The organism is Achromobacter xylosoxidans (assembly GCF_002192695.1).
In the GTDB taxonomy this organism is placed as follows: Bacteria; Pseudomonadota; Gammaproteobacteria; order Burkholderiales; family Burkholderiaceae_B; genus Achromobacter; species Achromobacter xylosoxidans_C.
Genome location: NZ_MTLG01000055.1, coordinates 57,704 through 74,529 on the forward strand (window position 1 = coordinate 57,704; position 16,826 = coordinate 74,529).

Genomic DNA, 16,826 nt, shown 5'->3' on the forward strand with positions numbered 1-16,826 from the left:
TATCTAAAGGTATTGCATTTATGGCGTCGACCCAAGTCCTGGCCGGGTTTCACGCGGTTGTTGCGCGGCTGCGCCACGCGCCCGACTCGATCAAGGAAATCTATGTAGAAGCGTCGCGCCGCGACAAGCGGATGCAGACGTTCATCGAACAGGCTGAGAAAGCCGGTTGCCGCCTGCATCCGGTCCCCATGGAGCGCCTGGACGGCCTGTCCCGCGGCACCCGCCATCAGGGCGTGGTGGCGCTGGCCGAGGAGCGCCAGCTGGCGGTGGACGTGGACGAAGTGCTCGACGTCATCGAAGGGCCGCCGCTGTTGCTGATATTGGACGGCGTGACCGATCCGCACAACTTGGGCGCCTGCCTGCGCACCGCCGACGCAGCCGGCGTGCACGCCGTCATCGCGCCGCGCGACCGGGCCGTGGGCCTGAACGCAACCGTGCAGCGCGTGGCCTGCGGCGCGGCCGATACGGTGCCCTATCTGATGGTGACCAACCTGGCGCGCACCATGCGCAGCCTGAAGGATCGAGGCGTGTGGCTGGTGGGCACCGACGACCAAGCCACCGACAGCATGCATCAGATCGATGCGCGCCAGCCCATGGCCTGGGTCATGGGCGCGGAAGGCGAGGGCATGCGCCGCCTGACGCGGGAAACCTGCGACCAGTTGGTGAACATTCCCATGCTGGGTTCGGTGGAAAGCCTGAACGTCAGCGTGGCCAGCGCCGTCTGCCTCTATGAAACCGTGCGCCAGCGCCGTTCCTGATCCATTCGTCTTGCTTATCTTGTAGACCACCTCCTCTTCGCGTCAGCCCATCATGCACCAGAACGGCTTTACCACCACGATCCTCCATTCCGACCGCAAGCAATCCGTCGAGCACGGAGCGGTGCACAAGCCCATGCATCCGTCCTCGGAGTTCGCTTACGAAGACGCGCGCGAACTGGCCGCGGTCTTTCAGGGCAAGGCCGGCTTTACCTATGCCCGCCAGGGCACGCCCACCACCACCGCGCTGGAGGCCAAGGTCAGCCAGATGGAAGGCGGCAAGGGCACGGTCAGCTTCGCGACCGGCATGGCCGCGCTGGCCGCCATCTTCACCACGCTGCTGCGCCGCGGCGACCACCTGGTGTCCAGCCAATACGTCTTCGGCAACACCAACAGCCTGCTGGGCACGCTGCTGGACCTGGGCGTGGAGATCACCTTCGTGGATGCGACCGATTCGGCGCAGGTGCGCGCCGCGATCCAGCCCAACACCCGCATGGTCTTCACCGAAACCATCGCCAACCCGGGCACGCAAGTGGCTGACCTGGCCGTGATCGGAGAAATCTGCCGCGAGAAGGGCTTGGTCTACGTCGTCGACAACACGCTGACCACGCCCTGGATGTTCCGGCCGGCCTCGGTCGGCGCGTCACTGGTGATGAACTCGCTGTCCAAGTACATCGGCGGCCATGGCAACGCCTTGGGCGGCGCCGTGACGGACACCGGCCTGTACGACTGGTCGGGCTACTCGAACATCTACGAGGCCTATCGCAAGGGGCCGTCCACCGGCTGGGGCCTGACGCAGGTCAAGAAGAAGGGCCTGCGCGACATGGGCGGAACCCTGGCGGCCGAGCCCGCGCACCGCATCGCGGTGGGCGCCGAGACCCTGGCCCTGCGCATGGCCAAGCACTGCGCCAACGCGTTGGCGCTGGCGCGCTTCCTGGAAGAGCATCGCGGCGTGGCCAAGGTGCATTACCCGGGCCTGGCCAGCCACCCGCAGCATGCGCGCTCGGCGGCGCTGTTCGGTTCGCGCTTCGGCGGCCTGCTGGGGATTGAGCTGGCCGATGGGGTGGACTGCTTCGATTTCCTGAACCGCCTGCGCATCGTACTGATGGCGACTCACCTGGGTGATACGCGCAGCCTGGCGCTGCCTGCCGCGCACACCATCTATTACGAGATGGGCGCCGAGCGCCGCAAGCAGATGGGCATCGCGGACAGCCTCATCCGCGTGTCCGTGGGCATCGAAGACGAAGCCGATCTGCTGTTTGATTTCGATCAGGCGCTCAACGGCTGCCTGCAGGGATAATGCGGCACGCGTGCGGCCGTTGGCCGGCCGCGCCTGCAACGCAATCGGGATAGCCCCCATGCTTATACAGATCGCAGAAGTTTTTACGCCGCAAGAGGCGGCCGAGATCCGGCGCCGCCTGGACGCCGCCGATTGGATCGATGGCAAGGTCACGGCCGGCCATCAGTCGGCCGAGGTCAAGCGCAACCGCCAACTGCCGGAACAACATGCCCTGGCGCAGGAACTGGGCAGCCTGATCCTGCAACGCCTGGCGGGAAATAACCTGTTCATGTCGGCTGCCTTGCCGCGCAAGATATTCCCGCCGCTGTTCAACCGCTACGAAGGCGGAGAGTCCTTCGGCTATCACGTGGACAACGCCGTGCGCGGCATCGCCGGCACGGCCGAGCGCGTGCGCACGGACCTGTCGGCCACGTTGTTCTTCTCGGAACCTGACTCCTACGATGGCGGCGAACTGGTCATCGACGACACCTACGGTCCGCGCGCGGTGAAGCTGCCTGCGGGGCATATGGTGCTGTACCCCAGCACCAGCCTGCACAAGGTCAATCCGGTGACGCGCGGCGCGCGCGTGTCGTCCTTCTTCTGGATGCAGAGCCTGGTGCGCGAAGACAGCCAGCGCGCGCTGCTGCTGGACATGGATGTGGCCATACAGCGCTTGAATCAGGACGTCGCGGGGCATGCTTCCATCGTGCAGCTCACCGGCATTTATCACAATTTGCTGCGCCGATGGGCCGAGGTCTGACGCAAGTTAACTATCGTGCCCAGGGGTGTCGCGCAAACGCCGAAATGCGTGTTTCTGTTTATTGCGAAAAGGTCTAAAAGCTAGTATTGGCGCGGGTTGTAGTGAGGTTTTCGCTTGACAGCCGCGCCACGCCAAGGCCTAATACACGTCTGCGTCGCTGACGGTTTGAAGGCAATTTGCCCTTGAATCCAGGCGGCGCAGCAGTTTAAAAGTTGTGCTTCGCAGCGCAAGAAAAAAGTTTATCCACTGTCTGTTCGTCGTTTGTCGGGTCTTGCGTCTTCTGTGGCGTCCATCATGACGGCCATGAACTGCACTACCGGCAGACTCCATACCTTGTGAGGGGTACACCTGAATGAACAAAACCGAACTCATCGATCACATCGCCAGCAAGGCCGACATCTCCAAGGCTGCCGCTGGCCGTTCGCTCGACGCCCTGATCGGTGCCGTCAAGACCACCCTGAAGAAGGGCGGTACGGTTACGTTGGTTGGCTTTGGCACGTTCGCTGTGTCGGCTCGCGCCGCTCGCACCGGCCGTAATCCGCGCACCGGCGAAACCATCAAGATCAAGAAGGCCAAGGTGCCGAAGTTCCGTCCGGGCAAGGCCCTGAAGGACGCCGTCAACTAATGGACGGCGGGCAGGTCGCAGGCCCGGCCCTGGCGATTTGCCCACAAGTGCGCGGTCCGGTATACTCCGGCCCGCGTATTGCTTTTGAGTGCCCCGGTTGGCAGTTGCTTGTACGGATTTTTCGCGAATTTCGTCTTGAAGCTGCATCAGAAAGGGTGCTTAGCTCAGTTGGTAGAGCGGCGCCCTTACAAGGCGTAGGTCACAGGTTCGACCCCTGTAGCACCCACCAAAAGCACGCACTGCATCCGATACGCGCTCCGCTAAAAACCCGCACACGTCATGGTGGCGGGTTTTTTGTTTTGAGGGTCAGGTGTTCTCATTCATTGGCGATCGGCGCGCGTTGCGTGAGCGGCGTTGCTTGCGCCCATGATCGTGGTCAAGAAGTAGGACCGGATCAGATGAAATAGGACGTGCGAATCATTCGCATTTAAGATATTATTGTGGGCTTGTACCGGTCAGCCGGCGTCGCCATCGCGTGTGCGTCTTTCCTGGCTGGCCGGATAAGTCAATGCACCCTGGCTGATTCATGCCTAGTTTTCAACGCGGTTGGAATTCTTCTTCGCGCTCTTCATTCGGTATACGCGCAGGCGCTGGCCTGACGGTCCTGGCGCTGCATGCGGCAGTGATTGGCGCCATCTTCATGGCGCCCGAGAATCGTCCTGAACTCGAGGAGCCCGAAGCCATCATGGTGAGCGTGGTGGATGCGCCCATACCCCAGATCGCCAAGGCCGAACCTACTCCCGAGGAGCCGCAGCCGGTGACGGAAACGCCGCCCGAGCCGCCGCAACCCGAAGTCGAACCTGAGCCCGAGCCGGAGCCCGAACTCAAGCCCGAGCCGGAGCCTGAACCCGAACCGGAGCCGGTGGTTGAAAAGCCGCCGATGCCGGCGCCCAAACCCAAGCCCAAGCCGCAGCCCAAGCCTAAACCCAAGCCCGAGCCCAAGCAGGACGTCAAGGTCGAGCCCAAGCCGGATGCGCCAAAGGCGCCGCCCAGCGGCGCGCCCGAAGGCACGCAGGCGCCGCAAGGACCGCAGCAAGGGCCGCCGCCGGATCAGCCGGTGCTGGTTTCCAGCATCGAGTTCCAGGGCGCTCGTCCCATGCCCAACTACCCGATGGCTTCGCGCCGCATGCGGGAAGAGGGCCGGGTGGTGGTGCTGGTCGAGATCAATACCCAGGGGCTGGTCGAGCGGGCAACCATCGACGCATCCTCGGGCTTTCCGCGCCTGGACGAATCGGCGCTGGCAGCCGCCCGCAAGGGCCGTTTCAAACCGTATACCCGTAACGGCGTGGCCTATCCCGCCAAAGCCAAAATTCCGTTCGATTTCGTAATGAGGAACTGAGATGTCCAACGCACTGCATAGCGCCACCCTGGTGGCGCAGGCGACCACCAGCCCGGCTGTGCCGGCTGCCGCCGCCGCTGCGCCTGCCGCGGCCGCGGCCGCGCCCGCAGCCCAACAAGCCGCCTCGACCGTCGGCGCCGTGGCTCAGCAAGCCGCTGGCGCTGTCCAGCAATCGGCCGACGCGCTGCAAGGCGCCGCCGCCGCGCTGCCCTCGGCGCTGCCTGCCGCGCCGGCTCCCGCCGCGGTCCCGGATATGGGCTTTCTGCACTTCATCGCGCAGAGCGACTTCGTCGGCAAGAGCCTGTTCATCATTCTGATCCTGATGTCGTTGGTGACCTGGTACCTGATCCTGGTCAAGGTCGCCAGCAACGTCAGCATGCGCAAGCGCTCGGCGGATTTCCTGAACAAGTTCTGGAACGCCAGCTCGCTCGAGCAGGTCGAAAACGAAATCGTCACGCACGGCGCGCGTGATCCGTTCTCGCACCTGGCCAGCCACGCCATGCACGCGCAGGCGCATCACAACAAGTTCGGCGCGACCAAGCTGGAAGAGGCCGGTAGCAATACCGATTTCGTCACGCGCACCATGCGCAAAGTCATCGACGAAGAAACCGCCAAGCTGGAAAACGGCCTGACCGTGCTGGCTTCGGTGGGTTCGACGGCGCCTTTCGTGGGCCTGTTCGGCACGGTGTGGGGCGTGTACCATGCCCTGGTCGGCATCGGCCTGTCCGACGGCGTGACCATCAACCGCATCGCCGGTCCGGTGGGCGAAGCGCTGATCATGACCGGCCTGGGCCTGGCGGTCGCCATTCCCGCGGTGCTGGCCTACAACACCTTCGTGCGCAACAACCGCGTGTTCCTCTCGCGTCTGGATGCTTTCGCGCATGATTTGTTCGCGTTCCTGACCACCGGCCAGCAAGTCGCTCTGTCCGACGGCAAGGTGCGCGCACTGCGTCGCCAGAACGGCAACGGCGCTGCGGCTCAACGCGGGAGCGAATAATGGCCTTTGGCAGCTTCGAGGGCAAGGGATCCGGAAGCCATACGGTTTCCGAGATCAACATGGTGCCCCTGATCGACGTGATGCTGGTGCTGCTGGTGATCTTCATCATCACCGCGCCGCTGCTGGCGCATTCGATCAAGATCAACATGCCCCAGGTGGCGGCCGAGCAGATCGAGGAAGAGCCCAAGACCGTCGACCTGGCCATCGATGCCAGCGGCGCGCTGTTCTGGGACGAGAAGCCGGTCAATATCGACGACCTGCCCAACCGCTTCAAGTCGATCGCCGGCACCAAGCCGCAACCCGAGATCCGCATCCGCGCGGACCAGAACACGCGTTACGAGACCCTGGCCAAGGTCATGGCTTCGGCCCGCCGTTCGGGCATGACGCGCATCGGATTCGTCACCACGCCTCCTTCGGGCGGCGCCGCGGGCGCGGCAGCCCCCGCAGCAGCGGGAGCCGCCCCGGCTCCGTCCGCACCTTGAACGCTTCCCGGCCCCGGGGCGTATTTCACGCCCCGTTCCGGCCGGGATCGCGCTAGAATCGCCGCATGCGAGTTCTGGTAATCGAAGACGACACCACCCTGGGCCACGCGCTCCAGGAATTTCTGGCCGACCAAGGCTATGCGGTCGACTGGCTGACCGAGGGCGACCGGGTTCTGGGCGCCTTGGCAGGCCAGCCTTACGACCTCATGCTGCTCGACCTCAACCTCCCCGGCATGAGCGGGCTGGATGTGCTGCGGCAATTGCGCCAGGACGGCAACCAGGTCCCCGTGCTGATCCTCACCGCCCGCGATGGCATCGAGGACCGCGTCGCCGGCCTGGACGCCGGAGCGGACGACTACGTCACCAAACCTTTCGAACTGCCCGAGCTGGCGGCGCGCGTGCGCGCCTTTGGCCGGCGCCGTGCCGGACAGGCGCAGCCCCTGATCGAAGTCGGCCCGCTGGTGTTCGACACCGTCGGCCGCGAAGTCCGGGCCAATGGCCAGCGCCTGTCCCTGTCGGTGCGCGAGCTTTCCGTGCTGGAAATGCTGATGGCCCGCGTCGGCCGCGTCGTGACCAAGCGCCAGATCGTGAACTCGCTGTCGGCCTGGGATGCCGATTTCAGCGAAAACGCCGTCGAAGTCTACGTGTACCGCTTGCGCAAGCGCCTCGAAGGCACGGGCGCCAGTATTCAAACGGTGCGCGGCTTTGGCTACATGCTGGATGTGGAAACGGCCTGACGGGCCGGCTGCGGCCGCGTCGCGCCGGCCGAGCGCATCCATACGCCTAGGCGAGGGCATTGCGTCATGATGCAGGAACGCACTCCTACCGCTGCTCCGGCTTCCCGCCCCTTGCTTCCCTCCCGTTCGCTGGCGCGGCATCTGGTCATCCGCCTGATGCCGCCGATCCTGCTGCTGGTCCTGCTGGACCTGGCGGCCACCTGGGTCATCACGCACAAGATCGACATGTCGCTCTGGATGCTGGAAGACTTTTTCTGGCTGATGGTGGTGGGGCAGGTCGCGCTGATCGCGCTGTTCACCTGGGTGGTGGTGCAAGGCGTGCGTTCGGGGCTGCGTTCGGTCAATCATCTGTCCGAAGAGATCCGGCAGCGCTCGATCGACGACATGCAGCCGCTGGAGGTGGCAGGCGTGCCGGTCGAGATCGAGCCGCTGGTCACGCACACCAATGACTTGCTGCTGCGCCTGGACGCCTCGCTGGCGGCGCAGCGCCGCTTCATCGGCCACGCCGCGCACCAATTGCGCACACCCTTGGCCGGCTTGCGGCTGGAATCCGAACTGATGTTGGCGCGTCCCTTGCCCGACGACGTGCGCGCGCGGGCCGAACGGATCAAGGCCGTGAGCGACCGCATGATCCGCCTGGGGCAGCAATTGCTGGTCCTGGCGCGCGCCGACCCCAACGCCCGTCCGCAAGACAGCTTCGTGCGCATCGACCTGTGCGAATGGGTGCGGGCGCATGGCGCGGAATGGTTTCCGCGGGTGCGCGAGGCGCACTATGACCTGGATCTGGTCGCGCCCGACGCACCCATCTGGATCGACGCCGATCCCCTGTTGCTGGCCGAACTGCTGGGCAATCTCATCGACAATGCGCTGCGCTATGGCAACAAGACCGGCCGCATCACGCTGATCGTCGGCGCCAATCCGCCTTCGCTGACCGTGGAGGACGATGGCCCGGGCATTTCGCCGGATGAACGCGAACGCGTGTTCGAGGCCTTCTACCGTTCGCCCACGGCTACCGCGGGCGGGTCGGGCCTGGGGCTGGCCATCGTGCGGGAAATCGCGCATGCGCATGGCGCCTGGTGGAAGCTCACCAGCCGTCCGGACTTTTCAGGAACACGGCTGTCGGTCGTGTTTCCCGGCCCCCGCAAGGGCGCCCAACTCACTCGTCAAGAACCTACATCATGAGCCAGGGTTCGGTCAGCGTTCCTTCGTCGTCCAATGGGCAAGCACTAGGCGGACACGCGCCGTCGTCGCGGGCCGCCCTCATCATGGGGGCGCTGGGCGTGGTGTATGGCGATATCGGCACCAGTCCCTTGTATACGCTGCGGGCCTGTCTGACGGGGCTGAGCGTGCACACCGACCTGGAGCCCGCCCACTTGCTGGGCGTGCTGTCCATCCTGTTCTGGATGCTGATGGTGGTGGTGTCGTTCAAGTACGTGACGCTGATTCTGCGCGCCGACAACCGCGGCGAAGGCGGCACGCTGGCCTTGCTGGAATTGGCGGTGCGCGGGCGCGAAGGCAAGCTGCGCTGGGTGCTGATCGTGCTGGGGATCTTTGGCGCGGCGCTGTTCTATGGCGACAGCATGATCACGCCGGCGATCTCGGTGCTGTCAGCGCTGGAAGGGATAGGCATCGTGTCGCACCAACTGGACGCCTGGGTGGTGCCGCTGGCCCTGGTGGTGTTGATCGCGTTGTTCGCGATCCAGTCGCACGGCACGGGCGCCATGGGCAAGCTGTTCGGTCCGGTGATGCTATTGTGGTTCGGTACGCTGGCCGCGCTGGGCGGCTGGCAGATATGGCAGACGCCGGAAGTGCTGCGGGCCTTGAATCCGATGTGGGGCCTGCGTTTCATCATCGAGTTTCCGTGGATCAGTTTCGTGCTGCTGGGCGCCGTGGTGCTGGCGCTGACGGGCGCCGAGGCGCTGTATGCCGACATGGGCCACTTTGGCCGTCCGGCGATTCGCCGCGCCTGGTTCAGCATGGTGCTGCCGGCCCTGACGCTGTGCTATTTCGGCCAGGGCGCGCTGCTGTTGCGCGATCCGACGGCGATACGCAATCCGTTCTTCATGATGGCGCCGGAATGGGGGTTGGCCCCGTTGGTGGCGCTGGCCACCATCGCGACCATCGTGGCGTCGCAGGCGGTGATATCGGGCGCCTATTCGGTCACGCGCCAGGCAGTGCAGCTGGGCTTCTGGCCGCGCATGCAGATCCTGCATACCTCGGCGGTGGAGAAGGGCCAGATCTATCTGCCGCAAGTCAACGCGTTGCTGCTGTGCGCGGTGCTGATCCTGGTGCTGCTGTTCCGCAATTCGGACAATTTGGCCGCGGCGTATGGCTTCGCGGTCACGGGGACGATGTTCACGACGTCGGTGCTGGCTTTCGCGGTGCTGCCGCGCGGCTCGACCGGGGTGAAGCGTGTGTTGTGGCTGGTGGCGCTGGGCCTGCTGCTGTTGTTCGACGTGCTGCTGTTCTCGGCCAACGTGTTCAAGATCCACGAGGGCGGCTGGCTGCCGCTGCTGGTGGCGATCGTGGTGTTCACGCTGATGATGACCTGGCGCCGCGGCCGCCGGCTGCTGTCCGAGATGCAGCAGCGGGATCGCCAGCCGCTCAAGGAATTCATGTCGCAGCTCGAGGAGTATCCGCCGTCGCGGGTGCCGGGCACCGCCATCTTCATGACGATGAATTCGGGCAATGTGCCGCCGGCGTTGCTGCATAACCTGAAGCACAACAAGGTGCTGCACGATCATGTGCTGTTCCTGACGATCCTGGTGGCGGACGTGCCCTATATCTCTGAAGAAGAGCGCTTCTCCGTGACCAAGTTGTCGGCGTCGAGCTGGCAGGCGACGATCAACTACGGCTTCAAGGAAGATCCGGACGTGCCGGAGGCGCTGCGGCTGGTGGCGGAGGCTTATCCGGAGATCGATCTGGAGCCGATGAGGACTTCTTACTTCCTGTCGCGGCAGACGGTGGTGGCGGCGAAGAAGCCGGCGTTGTGGCGCTGGCGGCGGGCGGTGTTTTCGTTCATGGCGCGGAACTCTACTCGGAGTACCAAGTTCTTTAAGATTCCGGCTAATCGGGTGGTGGAGATGGGGATGCAGGTGGAGCTTTAGGCTCTTGTTTGTTTGCCTTGGGGGCGGTGTTCGGGTTCTTATGACGCCTGGGGCGAGGGGTATGGCGATGGATCTTGCGGCGCTCGCCCCCGGCCGGCCGCGCGGGCGGCCTTTGGGAGCTTTGGCGGTTTCTTGCGATTGATGTTGTTCAAACAAAAAGCCCTTCGGCGTGTCGAAGGGCTTTCTGGTTTTGGGCGTTGAAGAATTACTTCTTCTTGCCGTCGTCGCTCAGCTGGGGCAGCGAGCTGCCGGAGGAGGCGAGCAGGCCGGTCTTCACGTAGGTGAAGAGCTTGCCGCGGGTGTCGACGATGTCGAGGTTGCGCATGGTGAGTTGGCCGATGCGGTCCGCGGGCGTGAACGGGGCGTTTTCGACCTTTTCCATGGACAGACGCTCGGGGGCGTAGGTCAGGTTGGGCGATTCGGTGTTCAGCAGCGAGTAGTCGTTGCCGCGGCGCAGTTCGATGGTGACTTCGCCGGTGACGGCGCGGGCGACCCAGCGTTGGGCGGCTTCGCGCAGCATGATGGCTTGCGGGTCGAACCAGCGGCCCTGGTACAGCAGGCGGCCGAGCTTGCGGCCGCTTTCGCGGTACTGCTCGATGGTGTCTTCGTTGTGGATGCCGGTGACCAGGCGCTCGTAGGCGATGAACAGCAGGGCCAGGCCCGGGGCTTCGTAGATGCCGCGGCTCTTGGCTTCGATGATGCGGTTTTCGATCTGGTCGCTCATGCCCAGGCCGTGGCGGCCGCCGATGCGGTTGGCTTCGAGCATCAGTTCGACGGGGTCGCTGTATTCCACGCCGTTCAGGGCGACCGGGTGGCCTTCCTCGAAGCGGACGGTGACTTCCTCGGCCTTGACGGCGACGTCGTCGCGCCAGAAGGCGACGCCCATGATGGGCTTGACGATGCGGATGCCGGAGTTCAGGTGCTCCAGGTCCTTGGCTTCGTGCGTGGCGCCCAGCAGGTTGGAGTCGGTGGAGTAGGCCTTTTCAGCCGACATCTTGTAGTCGAAGCCGGCCTGGCGCATGTACTCGGACATTTCCGAACGGCCGCCGAGCTCGTCGATGAAGCGCTGGTCCAGCCAGGGCTTGTAGATCTTCAGGTCCGGGTTGGTCAGCAGGCCGTAGCGGTAGAAGCGCTCGATGTCGTTGCCCTTGAAGGTGCTGCCGTCGCCCCAGATGTTGACGTCGTCTTCCTTCATGGCGGCCACCAGCATCGTGCCGGTCACTGCGCGGCCGATGGGGGTGGTGTTGAAGTAGGTGATGCCGGCGGTCGAGATGTGGAACGCGCCCGACTGCAGGGCGGCGATGCCTTCGGCCACCATCTGCGCGCGGCAGTCGATCAGGCGGGCCTTTTCGGCGCCGTAGGCCATGGCCTTGCGCGGGATCTCGTCGTAGTCGGACTCGTCGGGCTGGCCCAGGTTCGCGGTGTAGGCGTAGGGGATGGCGCCGTTGTTGCGCATCCACAGGAGCGCTGCGCTGGTGTCGAGGCCGCCGGAGAAGGCGATGCCGACCTTCTGGCCGGTGGGAAGGTTCGGGAGGATAGTGGTCATTGTTTGAAGTGAGACGCCAACAGGACTTGGACAGCAGACTTTGACAGCTGCTAGCCGCCAAACAAGAAAAACGGACTCTATTTTAACTCTTTTGCCGCGGGCGGGCCGCCGGGGCGAACAGGGCAGGCAGCTCCAGCCGCCGGATCAGGAGCGCGGTGGCGGCGGCCAGGCGGGTGGCGGGGCGGTGGCGGGCGCTGGCCAGCACCAGGTCGTTGGTGATGGTCGGCTCGACGATGTCGCACAGCGACAGTTCGTGTTCCGCGGCGGGGCCGCGCGCGGCCGAGCGCGGCAGGATGGCGTAGGCGTCGCCCTGGGCGGCCAGTTCGACGATGGTCTGGACGGCGTCCACCTCGACGGCGATGGTCAGGCGCACGCCCTGGGCGCGGCACACGCTCTCGACCAGAGTGCGGATGGCGTTGGGCAGGCTGGGCACCACCAGCGGGTAGTTGCCGAGTTCCGCCACGGCGATGCGCGGGGGCAGGGCGGGCCGGTGGCCGGGCGCGGCCACCAGCACCAGGTCTTCGCGGAACAGCGATTCGTAGGCCAGTTGGGGCGAGGGCGCGGGGTCATAGAGCAGGGCCAGGTCGACGCGGCCAGCCAGCAGCCATTCGCGCACCTGGGCGCTGAGACCCTCGGCCACGGCGATGGAGGCCTCGGGGAAGCTGCGGCGGAAGGCCTGGACCAGCGGGGGCGTGAGCACGCGCGCGATGCGGGGCGGCAGGCCCACCACGACCTTGCCGGTGGGTGTCTCGCGCAGGGTCTGGAGGTCTTCCTTGGCGCGTTCGGCCAGGGTCAGCAGGGCGCGGGCATGCTCCAGGAAGCGCAGCCCGGCCTCGGTGGGCTCGGCGCCGCGTCCGTTGCGGTAGAGCAGGTGCTGGCCCAGCTCCAGTTCCAGCAGGCGCACCTGGCGGCTGAGCGTGGGCTGCGCCACGTCCAGCATTTCGGCGGCGCGCGAGAAACTGCGTCTCTCAGCTACCCGCAGGAAGTATTCGATCTGCTTGAGATCCATCGGATATTCTAAAAATCTATATCTGAAATCAAAGATATAGCATTGTTGGGCGGCGGGCAATCCGGGACCATGGCGTTTTCAACGCAGGAACCCGCCCGTGCCCGATTGCCGTCCTCCGCTAGCCGCGCCGTCCCGTCCCCGCCACGCCTTGCCGCCGGGCGCCTGCGATGCGCATTGCCACGTGTTTGGGCCGGCGGACGTGTTTCCGTATGCGGAGGGCCGTTCGTACACGCCGCCGGATGCGCCTTACCAGGCCATGGCGGCGCTGCACGGCCGCCTGGGCGTGCAGCGCGCGGTGGTGGTGCAGGCCAACTGCCATGGATCCGACCACCGCGCCTTGCTGGATGCGCTGACCCAAAGCGGCGGCCGCTATCGCGGCGTCGCGCTGCTGGGAGCGGACGCGACCGAGGCCGGCGTCAGGCAATTGCATGAGGGCGGCGTGCGCGCGGCCCGTTTCAACTTCGTGCCGCATCTGGGCGGCGCGCCCGATCCGGCGGTCTTCGACCATGTGGTGGCGTTGATCGCGCCGCTGGGCTGGCATCTGTGTCTGCATCTGGATGGCGCGATGCTGCCTGAACTGTTGCCGCGCCTGGCCGCTTTGCCGTTGCCTTTCGTGGTCGATCACATGGGGCGGTTGAAGGCGGGTGATGGCCTGGAGTCGCCGGCGATGCTGGCGCTGTTGGGCTTGGCGCAGGTGCCCCAGGCCTGGGTCAAGGTGTCGGGCATCGACCGCATCGCGTCGGGCAAGCGTCCATACGCCGAGGGCCTGCCCTTCGTGCGCGCGCTGGCCGAGGCGTTGCCCGACCGCTGCCTGTGGGGTACGGACTGGCCGCATCCGAACGTGGCAGGCGACATGCCGGACGACGGCGAACTGGTCGACCTGTTTTTCGAAGCTTGCCCCGATGCGGCCCTGCGCCAGCGCATCCTGGTGGACAACCCGGCGCGGCTGTACGGATTCGAGTAGGCGCGGCAAACGCGGCTGCCATCAGGCGGCGCGCGAACGACAAGAAAATTCCATTCAATCAGGAGACACCATGTTCAAGAAAATACTGTCCGCCGGCCTGCTGAGCCTGGCCGCCCTGGGACCTGCCCATGCCGATGGGCCGGTGCGCCTCATCATTGCTTTCCCGCCTGGCGGGCCCGTTGATCTGGTCGGCCGGGTGCTGGCCGAGCAACTGGGCAAGGAACTCAAGCAGCAGGTCATCGTGGAGAACAAGGCCGGCGCCAATGGCAACATTGCGGCAGCCTACGTGGCCAAGGCGCCCGCCGACGGCTCGGTGCTGTTCCTGACCAGCGTGGGCGCGGTCGCGATCAGCCCGGCGCTGTACAAGGACCTGCCGTATGACCCCGTGCGCGATTTCGCGCCGGTGTCCAAGGTGGTTAACAACGCCACGGTGTTCGTGGTGAACCCGTCCAATCCGGCGGTCGACGCGGCGGACTTCGTCAAGAAGTCGCAGGCGGCCTCGCAGTCGGTGGCGATCGGCTCGTCGGGCATAGGCAGCATTCCCCACCTGACGCTGGAAATGTTTGCGGACTCCAGCAAGGCGAATGTGATGCATGTGCCCTACAAGGGCGCGGCGCCGGTCATCAACGACGTGATGGGCAACCAGGTGTCGGGCTTCTTCGGCGACGTGCCGGGCTTGATCGGCCATATCCAGGGCGGCAAGTTGAAGCCCCTGGGCATCGCCGCGCCGACCCGCCACCCGCTGCTGCCCGAGGTCAAGACCCTGGCCGAGCAGGGCATTGCCGGCGTGGAGTCCAACAACTGGTACGGCATCGTGGCGCCCGTCGCCACGCCGCCGGCCACGATCGACAAGCTCAACCAGGCCGTGCGCGCCGCGCTGAACACGGAGAGCGTGCGTGCGCGCCTGGAAAAATTCGGAGCCCAGGCCGCTCCCGGCAGCCCGCAGGAACTGGCTGCCCTGATCGCGTCCGACCGCGAGAAGTGGACCGCGCTGATCCAGCGCAAGAACATTCGTCCGGAGTGAAGATGAAGGCATGCAGAGTAGGGCTGGTAGCGCCGGGCAGCCGGCCGGAACTGGCGGACATCGAGGCGCGGATCGCGGCCGCGCGGGGGCGCATTTCGCCGCTGTACCAGGTGCTGCTGAACAGCCCGGCCGTGGTCCAGGGCTGGGAAGCCATGCTGACGGCGATCCGCCTGAACACCGCGGTACCGCCGCGCCTGCGCGAGCTGATCATCCTGCGCGTGGCGACCTTGAACAACGCGCCCTACGAGTTCGAGGCGCACGTACCGCACGCGCTGGCCGCTGGCATGCCGCAGGCGCTGGTGGACGCGTTGCGAGACGGTCCAGCGGCGTCAGGCCTGCAGGGCCTGGAAGCCGGCGAGGTCGACGTGCTGGTGCTGACGGACGCCATGACGCGCGACATCGAGGTGCCGGACGCCGTGTTCGCGCCGCTGCGCGCGCGCTACGATGACACGCAACTGGTGGAGCTGGCGGCGACCGTGGGCGCGTACAACATGGTGTCGCGCTTTCTGGTGGCCTTGCGCGTCGGACATTGAACAGGAGACTGGAGTGCAGGAAACCGTATTGCTGGTGTCGCTGGGCGAACGCTTCGACGAGGCGCGCGCGCGCGAACTTGAACAGACCTTGACCCAAGGATTGGCAGGCCTGCGCGCCGCCGCGTACGCCGCCGTGGAAGAGGACGAAACCTACGTCTATCTGCGCGGATCGGCGGCGGCCTTGCCGGAAGCGCAGGCGCGCCTGGCCGAGAGCTTCCCGGGCGCGCGCAGCCGCGTGCTGCACCTGACGCTGGACTTGGCAGGCGCTTCGGCGGGGCAGGACGCGCCGTGGCACTACATCGTAGAGACCGACGTGCTGCCCGAGGCCGAAGCCGACCTGAATGCCTGGTACGACCAGGAGCACTTGCCGGGCCTGGCATCGGTGCCTGGCACGGTGCGCGCCATGCGCTATGAATGCCGCGACGAGTCGCCGCGCTATCTGGCCTGCTACGACCTGCACACGCGCGAAACCTTCGGCAGCCCGCCCTGGCTGGTCGTGCGCGCCAGCGACTGGAGCAGCCGGGTGCGGCCGTCGTTCCGCAATACGCGCCGGACCATGTTCAAGCGGCTCCTGTAATTGCGCGGCGTCCGCCGCATCGGATTCGAATGCGGGTGTGCCGCGCCCATGAAAAAAGCCTGCGCATCGCAAGATGCGCAGGCTTTTCCGTATTCGGGCGGCTTTACTTGAGCTGGCCCAGCAGCAGGAACTCCATCAGCGCCTTCTGCACGTGCAGGCGGTTTTCGGCTTCGTCCCAGACCACGCTTTGCGGGCCGTCGATGACTTCGCCGGTGACTTCCTCGCCGCGGTGGGCGGGCAGGCAGTGCATGAACACGGCTTGGGGGTCGGCGGCGGCCATCATTTCGGCGTCCACGCACCAGTCGGCGAAGGCGGCGCGGCGCTCTTCGTTTTCGGCTTCATAGCCCATGCTGGTCCAGACGTCGGTGGTGACCAGGTGCGCGCCTTGGCAGGCTTCCATGGGATCCTTGAACTGGCGCAGCACCGTGGCGGGCGGCGTGCCGATGCGCGAGGCTTCGAGCTCGTAGCCGGCCGGCGTGGACACGTGCAGCGTGAAGCCCAGCATTTCCGCGGCCTGCAGCCAGGTGTAGGCCATGTTGTTGGCGTCGCCCACCCAGGCCACCGTCTTGCCGGCGATGGGGCCGCGGTGCTCGATGTAGGTGAAGATGTCCGCCAGGATCTGGCAGGGGTGGAATTCGTTGGTCAGGCCGTTGATCACGGGCACGCGCGAGTGCGAGGCGAAGCGCTCGATGCGGGTCTGCTCGAACGTGCGGATCATGACGATGTCGACCATGCGCGAGATGACGCGCGCGGTGTCTTCGATGGGCTCGGAGCGGCCCAGTTGCGAATCGTTGGAGGTCAGGTTGATGACCGATCCGCCCATCTGGTACATGCCGGCCTCGAACGAAACGCGGGTGCGCGTGCTGGCCTTTTCAAACACCATCGCCAGCGTGCGGTCGTGCAGCGGCATGTGGGGTTCGTAGCGTTTGAATTTGTCCTTGATCAGGCGCGCGCGGTCCAGCACGTAGGCGATCTCGGCGGACGAGAAGTCCTTGAACTGCAGGAAGTGCCGCAGCGGGCCGTTTTGAGTCGTGGGAGGTGTCATGGTGATGTCGCAGGTCATGGGGCCCGGCCAGGCTCATGGCCCGGGCG

General features: G+C 65.6%; 17 protein-coding genes and 1 tRNA gene. 15 read left to right on the plus strand and 3 right to left on the minus strand.

The features are described from left to right. Nucleotides 1-20 precede the first annotated feature (20 nt). The 11 genes from rlmB to BRO63_RS09100 all read left to right on the plus strand — a co-directional run bounded on the left by rlmB (nucleotide 21) and on the right by BRO63_RS09100 (nucleotide 10,081). Nucleotides 21-758 carry a 23S rRNA (guanosine(2251)-2'-O)-methyltransferase RlmB gene (gene rlmB, locus BRO63_RS09050; protein WP_013392619.1) on the plus strand — a complete coding sequence of 246 codons (738 nt, stop codon included), beginning with the start codon at nucleotides 21-23 and terminating at the stop codon, nucleotides 756-758. Between the two features lie 52 nt (nucleotides 759-810). After that, nucleotides 811-2,055: a cystathionine gamma-synthase family protein gene (locus BRO63_RS09055; RefSeq protein WP_088139394.1), complete on the plus strand. Its 1,245-nt coding sequence runs from the start codon at nucleotides 811-813 to the stop codon at nucleotides 2,053-2,055. 58 nt (nucleotides 2,056-2,113) lie between these two features. Then, the gene (locus tag BRO63_RS09060) at nucleotides 2,114-2,794 is read left to right on the plus strand and encodes a Fe2+-dependent dioxygenase (protein WP_088139395.1); all 681 of its coding nucleotides are present in this window, start codon (nucleotides 2,114-2,116) and stop codon (nucleotides 2,792-2,794) included. A 352-nt stretch (nucleotides 2,795-3,146) separates the two neighbouring features. Continuing rightward, complete coding sequence (locus tag BRO63_RS09065; RefSeq protein ID WP_003812968.1) at nucleotides 3,147-3,419, plus strand: HU family DNA-binding protein; 273 nt, start codon at nucleotides 3,147-3,149, stop codon at nucleotides 3,417-3,419. Nucleotides 3,420-3,572: 153 nt separating this feature from the next. After that, a tRNA-Val gene (locus BRO63_RS09070) sits at nucleotides 3,573-3,648 on the plus strand. A 297-nt stretch (nucleotides 3,649-3,945) separates the two neighbouring features. After that, nucleotides 3,946-4,758, plus strand: a complete 813-nt coding sequence (locus tag BRO63_RS09075) for an energy transducer TonB (protein ID WP_088139396.1) — start codon at nucleotides 3,946-3,948, stop codon at nucleotides 4,756-4,758. Nucleotide 4,759: 1 nt separating this feature from the next. Then, on the plus strand, nucleotides 4,760-5,755 hold the full coding sequence (locus BRO63_RS09080) for a MotA/TolQ/ExbB proton channel family protein (RefSeq protein WP_088139397.1): 996 nt from the start codon (nucleotides 4,760-4,762) through the stop codon (nucleotides 5,753-5,755). Continuing rightward, the gene (locus BRO63_RS09085) at nucleotides 5,755-6,237 is read left to right on the plus strand and encodes an ExbD/TolR family protein (protein ID WP_088139398.1); all 483 of its coding nucleotides are present in this window, start codon (nucleotides 5,755-5,757) and stop codon (nucleotides 6,235-6,237) included. The genes BRO63_RS09080 and BRO63_RS09085 overlap by 1 nt, the downstream gene beginning before the upstream one ends. A 65-nt stretch (nucleotides 6,238-6,302) precedes the next feature. Beyond that, nucleotides 6,303-6,974 (plus strand): response regulator transcription factor, encoded by a 672-nt coding sequence (locus BRO63_RS09090; RefSeq protein ID WP_006218435.1) that lies wholly within the window; start codon nucleotides 6,303-6,305, stop codon nucleotides 6,972-6,974. Nucleotides 6,975-7,040: 66 nt separating this feature from the next. Further along, nucleotides 7,041-8,156, plus strand: a complete 1,116-nt coding sequence (locus tag BRO63_RS09095) for a sensor histidine kinase (protein ID WP_256942799.1) — start codon at nucleotides 7,041-7,043, stop codon at nucleotides 8,154-8,156. Next, nucleotides 8,153-10,081, plus strand: coding sequence for a potassium transporter Kup (locus BRO63_RS09100; RefSeq protein WP_088139399.1), 1,929 nt, complete (start codon nucleotides 8,153-8,155; stop codon nucleotides 10,079-10,081). The genes BRO63_RS09095 and BRO63_RS09100 overlap by 4 nt, the downstream gene beginning before the upstream one ends. Nucleotides 10,082-10,286: 205 nt before the next feature. Here BRO63_RS09100 and argG read toward each other — a convergent pair whose 3' ends face one another. Continuing rightward, nucleotides 10,287-11,627, minus strand: coding sequence for an argininosuccinate synthase (gene argG / locus BRO63_RS09105; RefSeq protein WP_088139400.1), 1,341 nt, complete (start codon nucleotides 11,625-11,627; stop codon nucleotides 10,287-10,289). Nucleotides 11,628-11,709: 82 nt separating this feature from the next. Next, complete coding sequence (locus BRO63_RS09110) at nucleotides 11,710-12,636, minus strand: LysR family transcriptional regulator (protein WP_088139401.1); 927 nt, start codon at nucleotides 12,634-12,636, stop codon at nucleotides 11,710-11,712. 97 nt (nucleotides 12,637-12,733) lie between these two features. Between BRO63_RS09110 and BRO63_RS09115 the strand changes: the two genes are divergently transcribed. From BRO63_RS09115 to BRO63_RS09130, 4 genes are all read left to right on the plus strand, one after another. Beyond that, on the plus strand, nucleotides 12,734-13,600 hold the full coding sequence (locus BRO63_RS09115; RefSeq protein ID WP_179215057.1) for an amidohydrolase family protein: 867 nt from the start codon (nucleotides 12,734-12,736) through the stop codon (nucleotides 13,598-13,600). Nucleotides 13,601-13,670: 70 nt separating this feature from the next. After that, on the plus strand, nucleotides 13,671-14,624 hold the full coding sequence (locus BRO63_RS09120) for a Bug family tripartite tricarboxylate transporter substrate binding protein (protein WP_088139403.1): 954 nt from the start codon (nucleotides 13,671-13,673) through the stop codon (nucleotides 14,622-14,624). 2 nt (nucleotides 14,625-14,626) lie between these two features. Beyond that, nucleotides 14,627-15,157, plus strand: a complete 531-nt coding sequence (locus tag BRO63_RS09125) for a carboxymuconolactone decarboxylase family protein (RefSeq protein ID WP_088139404.1) — start codon at nucleotides 14,627-14,629, stop codon at nucleotides 15,155-15,157. 13 nt (nucleotides 15,158-15,170) lie between these two features. Then, nucleotides 15,171-15,734, plus strand: a complete 564-nt coding sequence (locus BRO63_RS09130; RefSeq protein WP_088139405.1) for a DUF4286 family protein — start codon at nucleotides 15,171-15,173, stop codon at nucleotides 15,732-15,734. 103 nt (nucleotides 15,735-15,837) lie between these two features. On the opposite strand, the gene argF is transcribed toward BRO63_RS09130, so the two are convergent. Next, nucleotides 15,838-16,779, minus strand: coding sequence for an ornithine carbamoyltransferase (gene argF, locus BRO63_RS09135; RefSeq protein WP_088139458.1), 942 nt, complete (start codon nucleotides 16,777-16,779; stop codon nucleotides 15,838-15,840). Between the last annotated feature and the right edge of the window lie 47 nt (nucleotides 16,780-16,826).

Excerpts from the sequence above, each read along its gene's own strand:
- BRO63_RS09090 (WP_006218435.1), top strand. The coding sequence starts at position 6,303 with ATGCGAGTTCTGGTAATCGAAGACGACACCACCCTGGGCCACGCGCTC.
- BRO63_RS09065 (WP_003812968.1), top strand. The coding sequence starts at position 3,147 with ATGAACAAAACCGAACTCATCGATCACATCGCCAGCAAGGCCGACATC.
- argF (WP_088139458.1), bottom strand. The coding sequence starts at position 16,779 with ATGACACCTCCCACGACTCAAAACGGCCCGCTGCGGCACTTCCTGCAG.
- BRO63_RS09100 (WP_088139399.1), top strand. The coding sequence starts at position 8,153 with ATGAGCCAGGGTTCGGTCAGCGTTCCTTCGTCGTCCAATGGGCAAGCA.
- BRO63_RS09110 (WP_088139401.1), bottom strand. The coding sequence starts at position 12,636 with ATGGATCTCAAGCAGATCGAATACTTCCTGCGGGTAGCTGAGAGACGC.
- BRO63_RS09095 (WP_256942799.1), top strand. The coding sequence starts at position 7,041 with ATGATGCAGGAACGCACTCCTACCGCTGCTCCGGCTTCCCGCCCCTTG.
- BRO63_RS09055 (WP_088139394.1), top strand. The coding sequence starts at position 811 with ATGCACCAGAACGGCTTTACCACCACGATCCTCCATTCCGACCGCAAG.
- BRO63_RS09060 (WP_088139395.1), top strand. The coding sequence starts at position 2,114 with ATGCTTATACAGATCGCAGAAGTTTTTACGCCGCAAGAGGCGGCCGAG.
- BRO63_RS09085 (WP_088139398.1), top strand. The coding sequence starts at position 5,755 with ATGGCCTTTGGCAGCTTCGAGGGCAAGGGATCCGGAAGCCATACGGTT.
- BRO63_RS09125 (WP_088139404.1), top strand. The coding sequence starts at position 14,627 with ATGAAGGCATGCAGAGTAGGGCTGGTAGCGCCGGGCAGCCGGCCGGAA.
- rlmB (WP_013392619.1), top strand. The coding sequence starts at position 21 with ATGGCGTCGACCCAAGTCCTGGCCGGGTTTCACGCGGTTGTTGCGCGG.
- argG (WP_088139400.1), bottom strand. The coding sequence starts at position 11,627 with ATGACCACTATCCTCCCGAACCTTCCCACCGGCCAGAAGGTCGGCATC.
- BRO63_RS09120 (WP_088139403.1), top strand. The coding sequence starts at position 13,671 with ATGTTCAAGAAAATACTGTCCGCCGGCCTGCTGAGCCTGGCCGCCCTG.
- BRO63_RS09075 (WP_088139396.1), top strand. The coding sequence starts at position 3,946 with ATGCCTAGTTTTCAACGCGGTTGGAATTCTTCTTCGCGCTCTTCATTC.
- BRO63_RS09080 (WP_088139397.1), top strand. The coding sequence starts at position 4,760 with ATGTCCAACGCACTGCATAGCGCCACCCTGGTGGCGCAGGCGACCACC.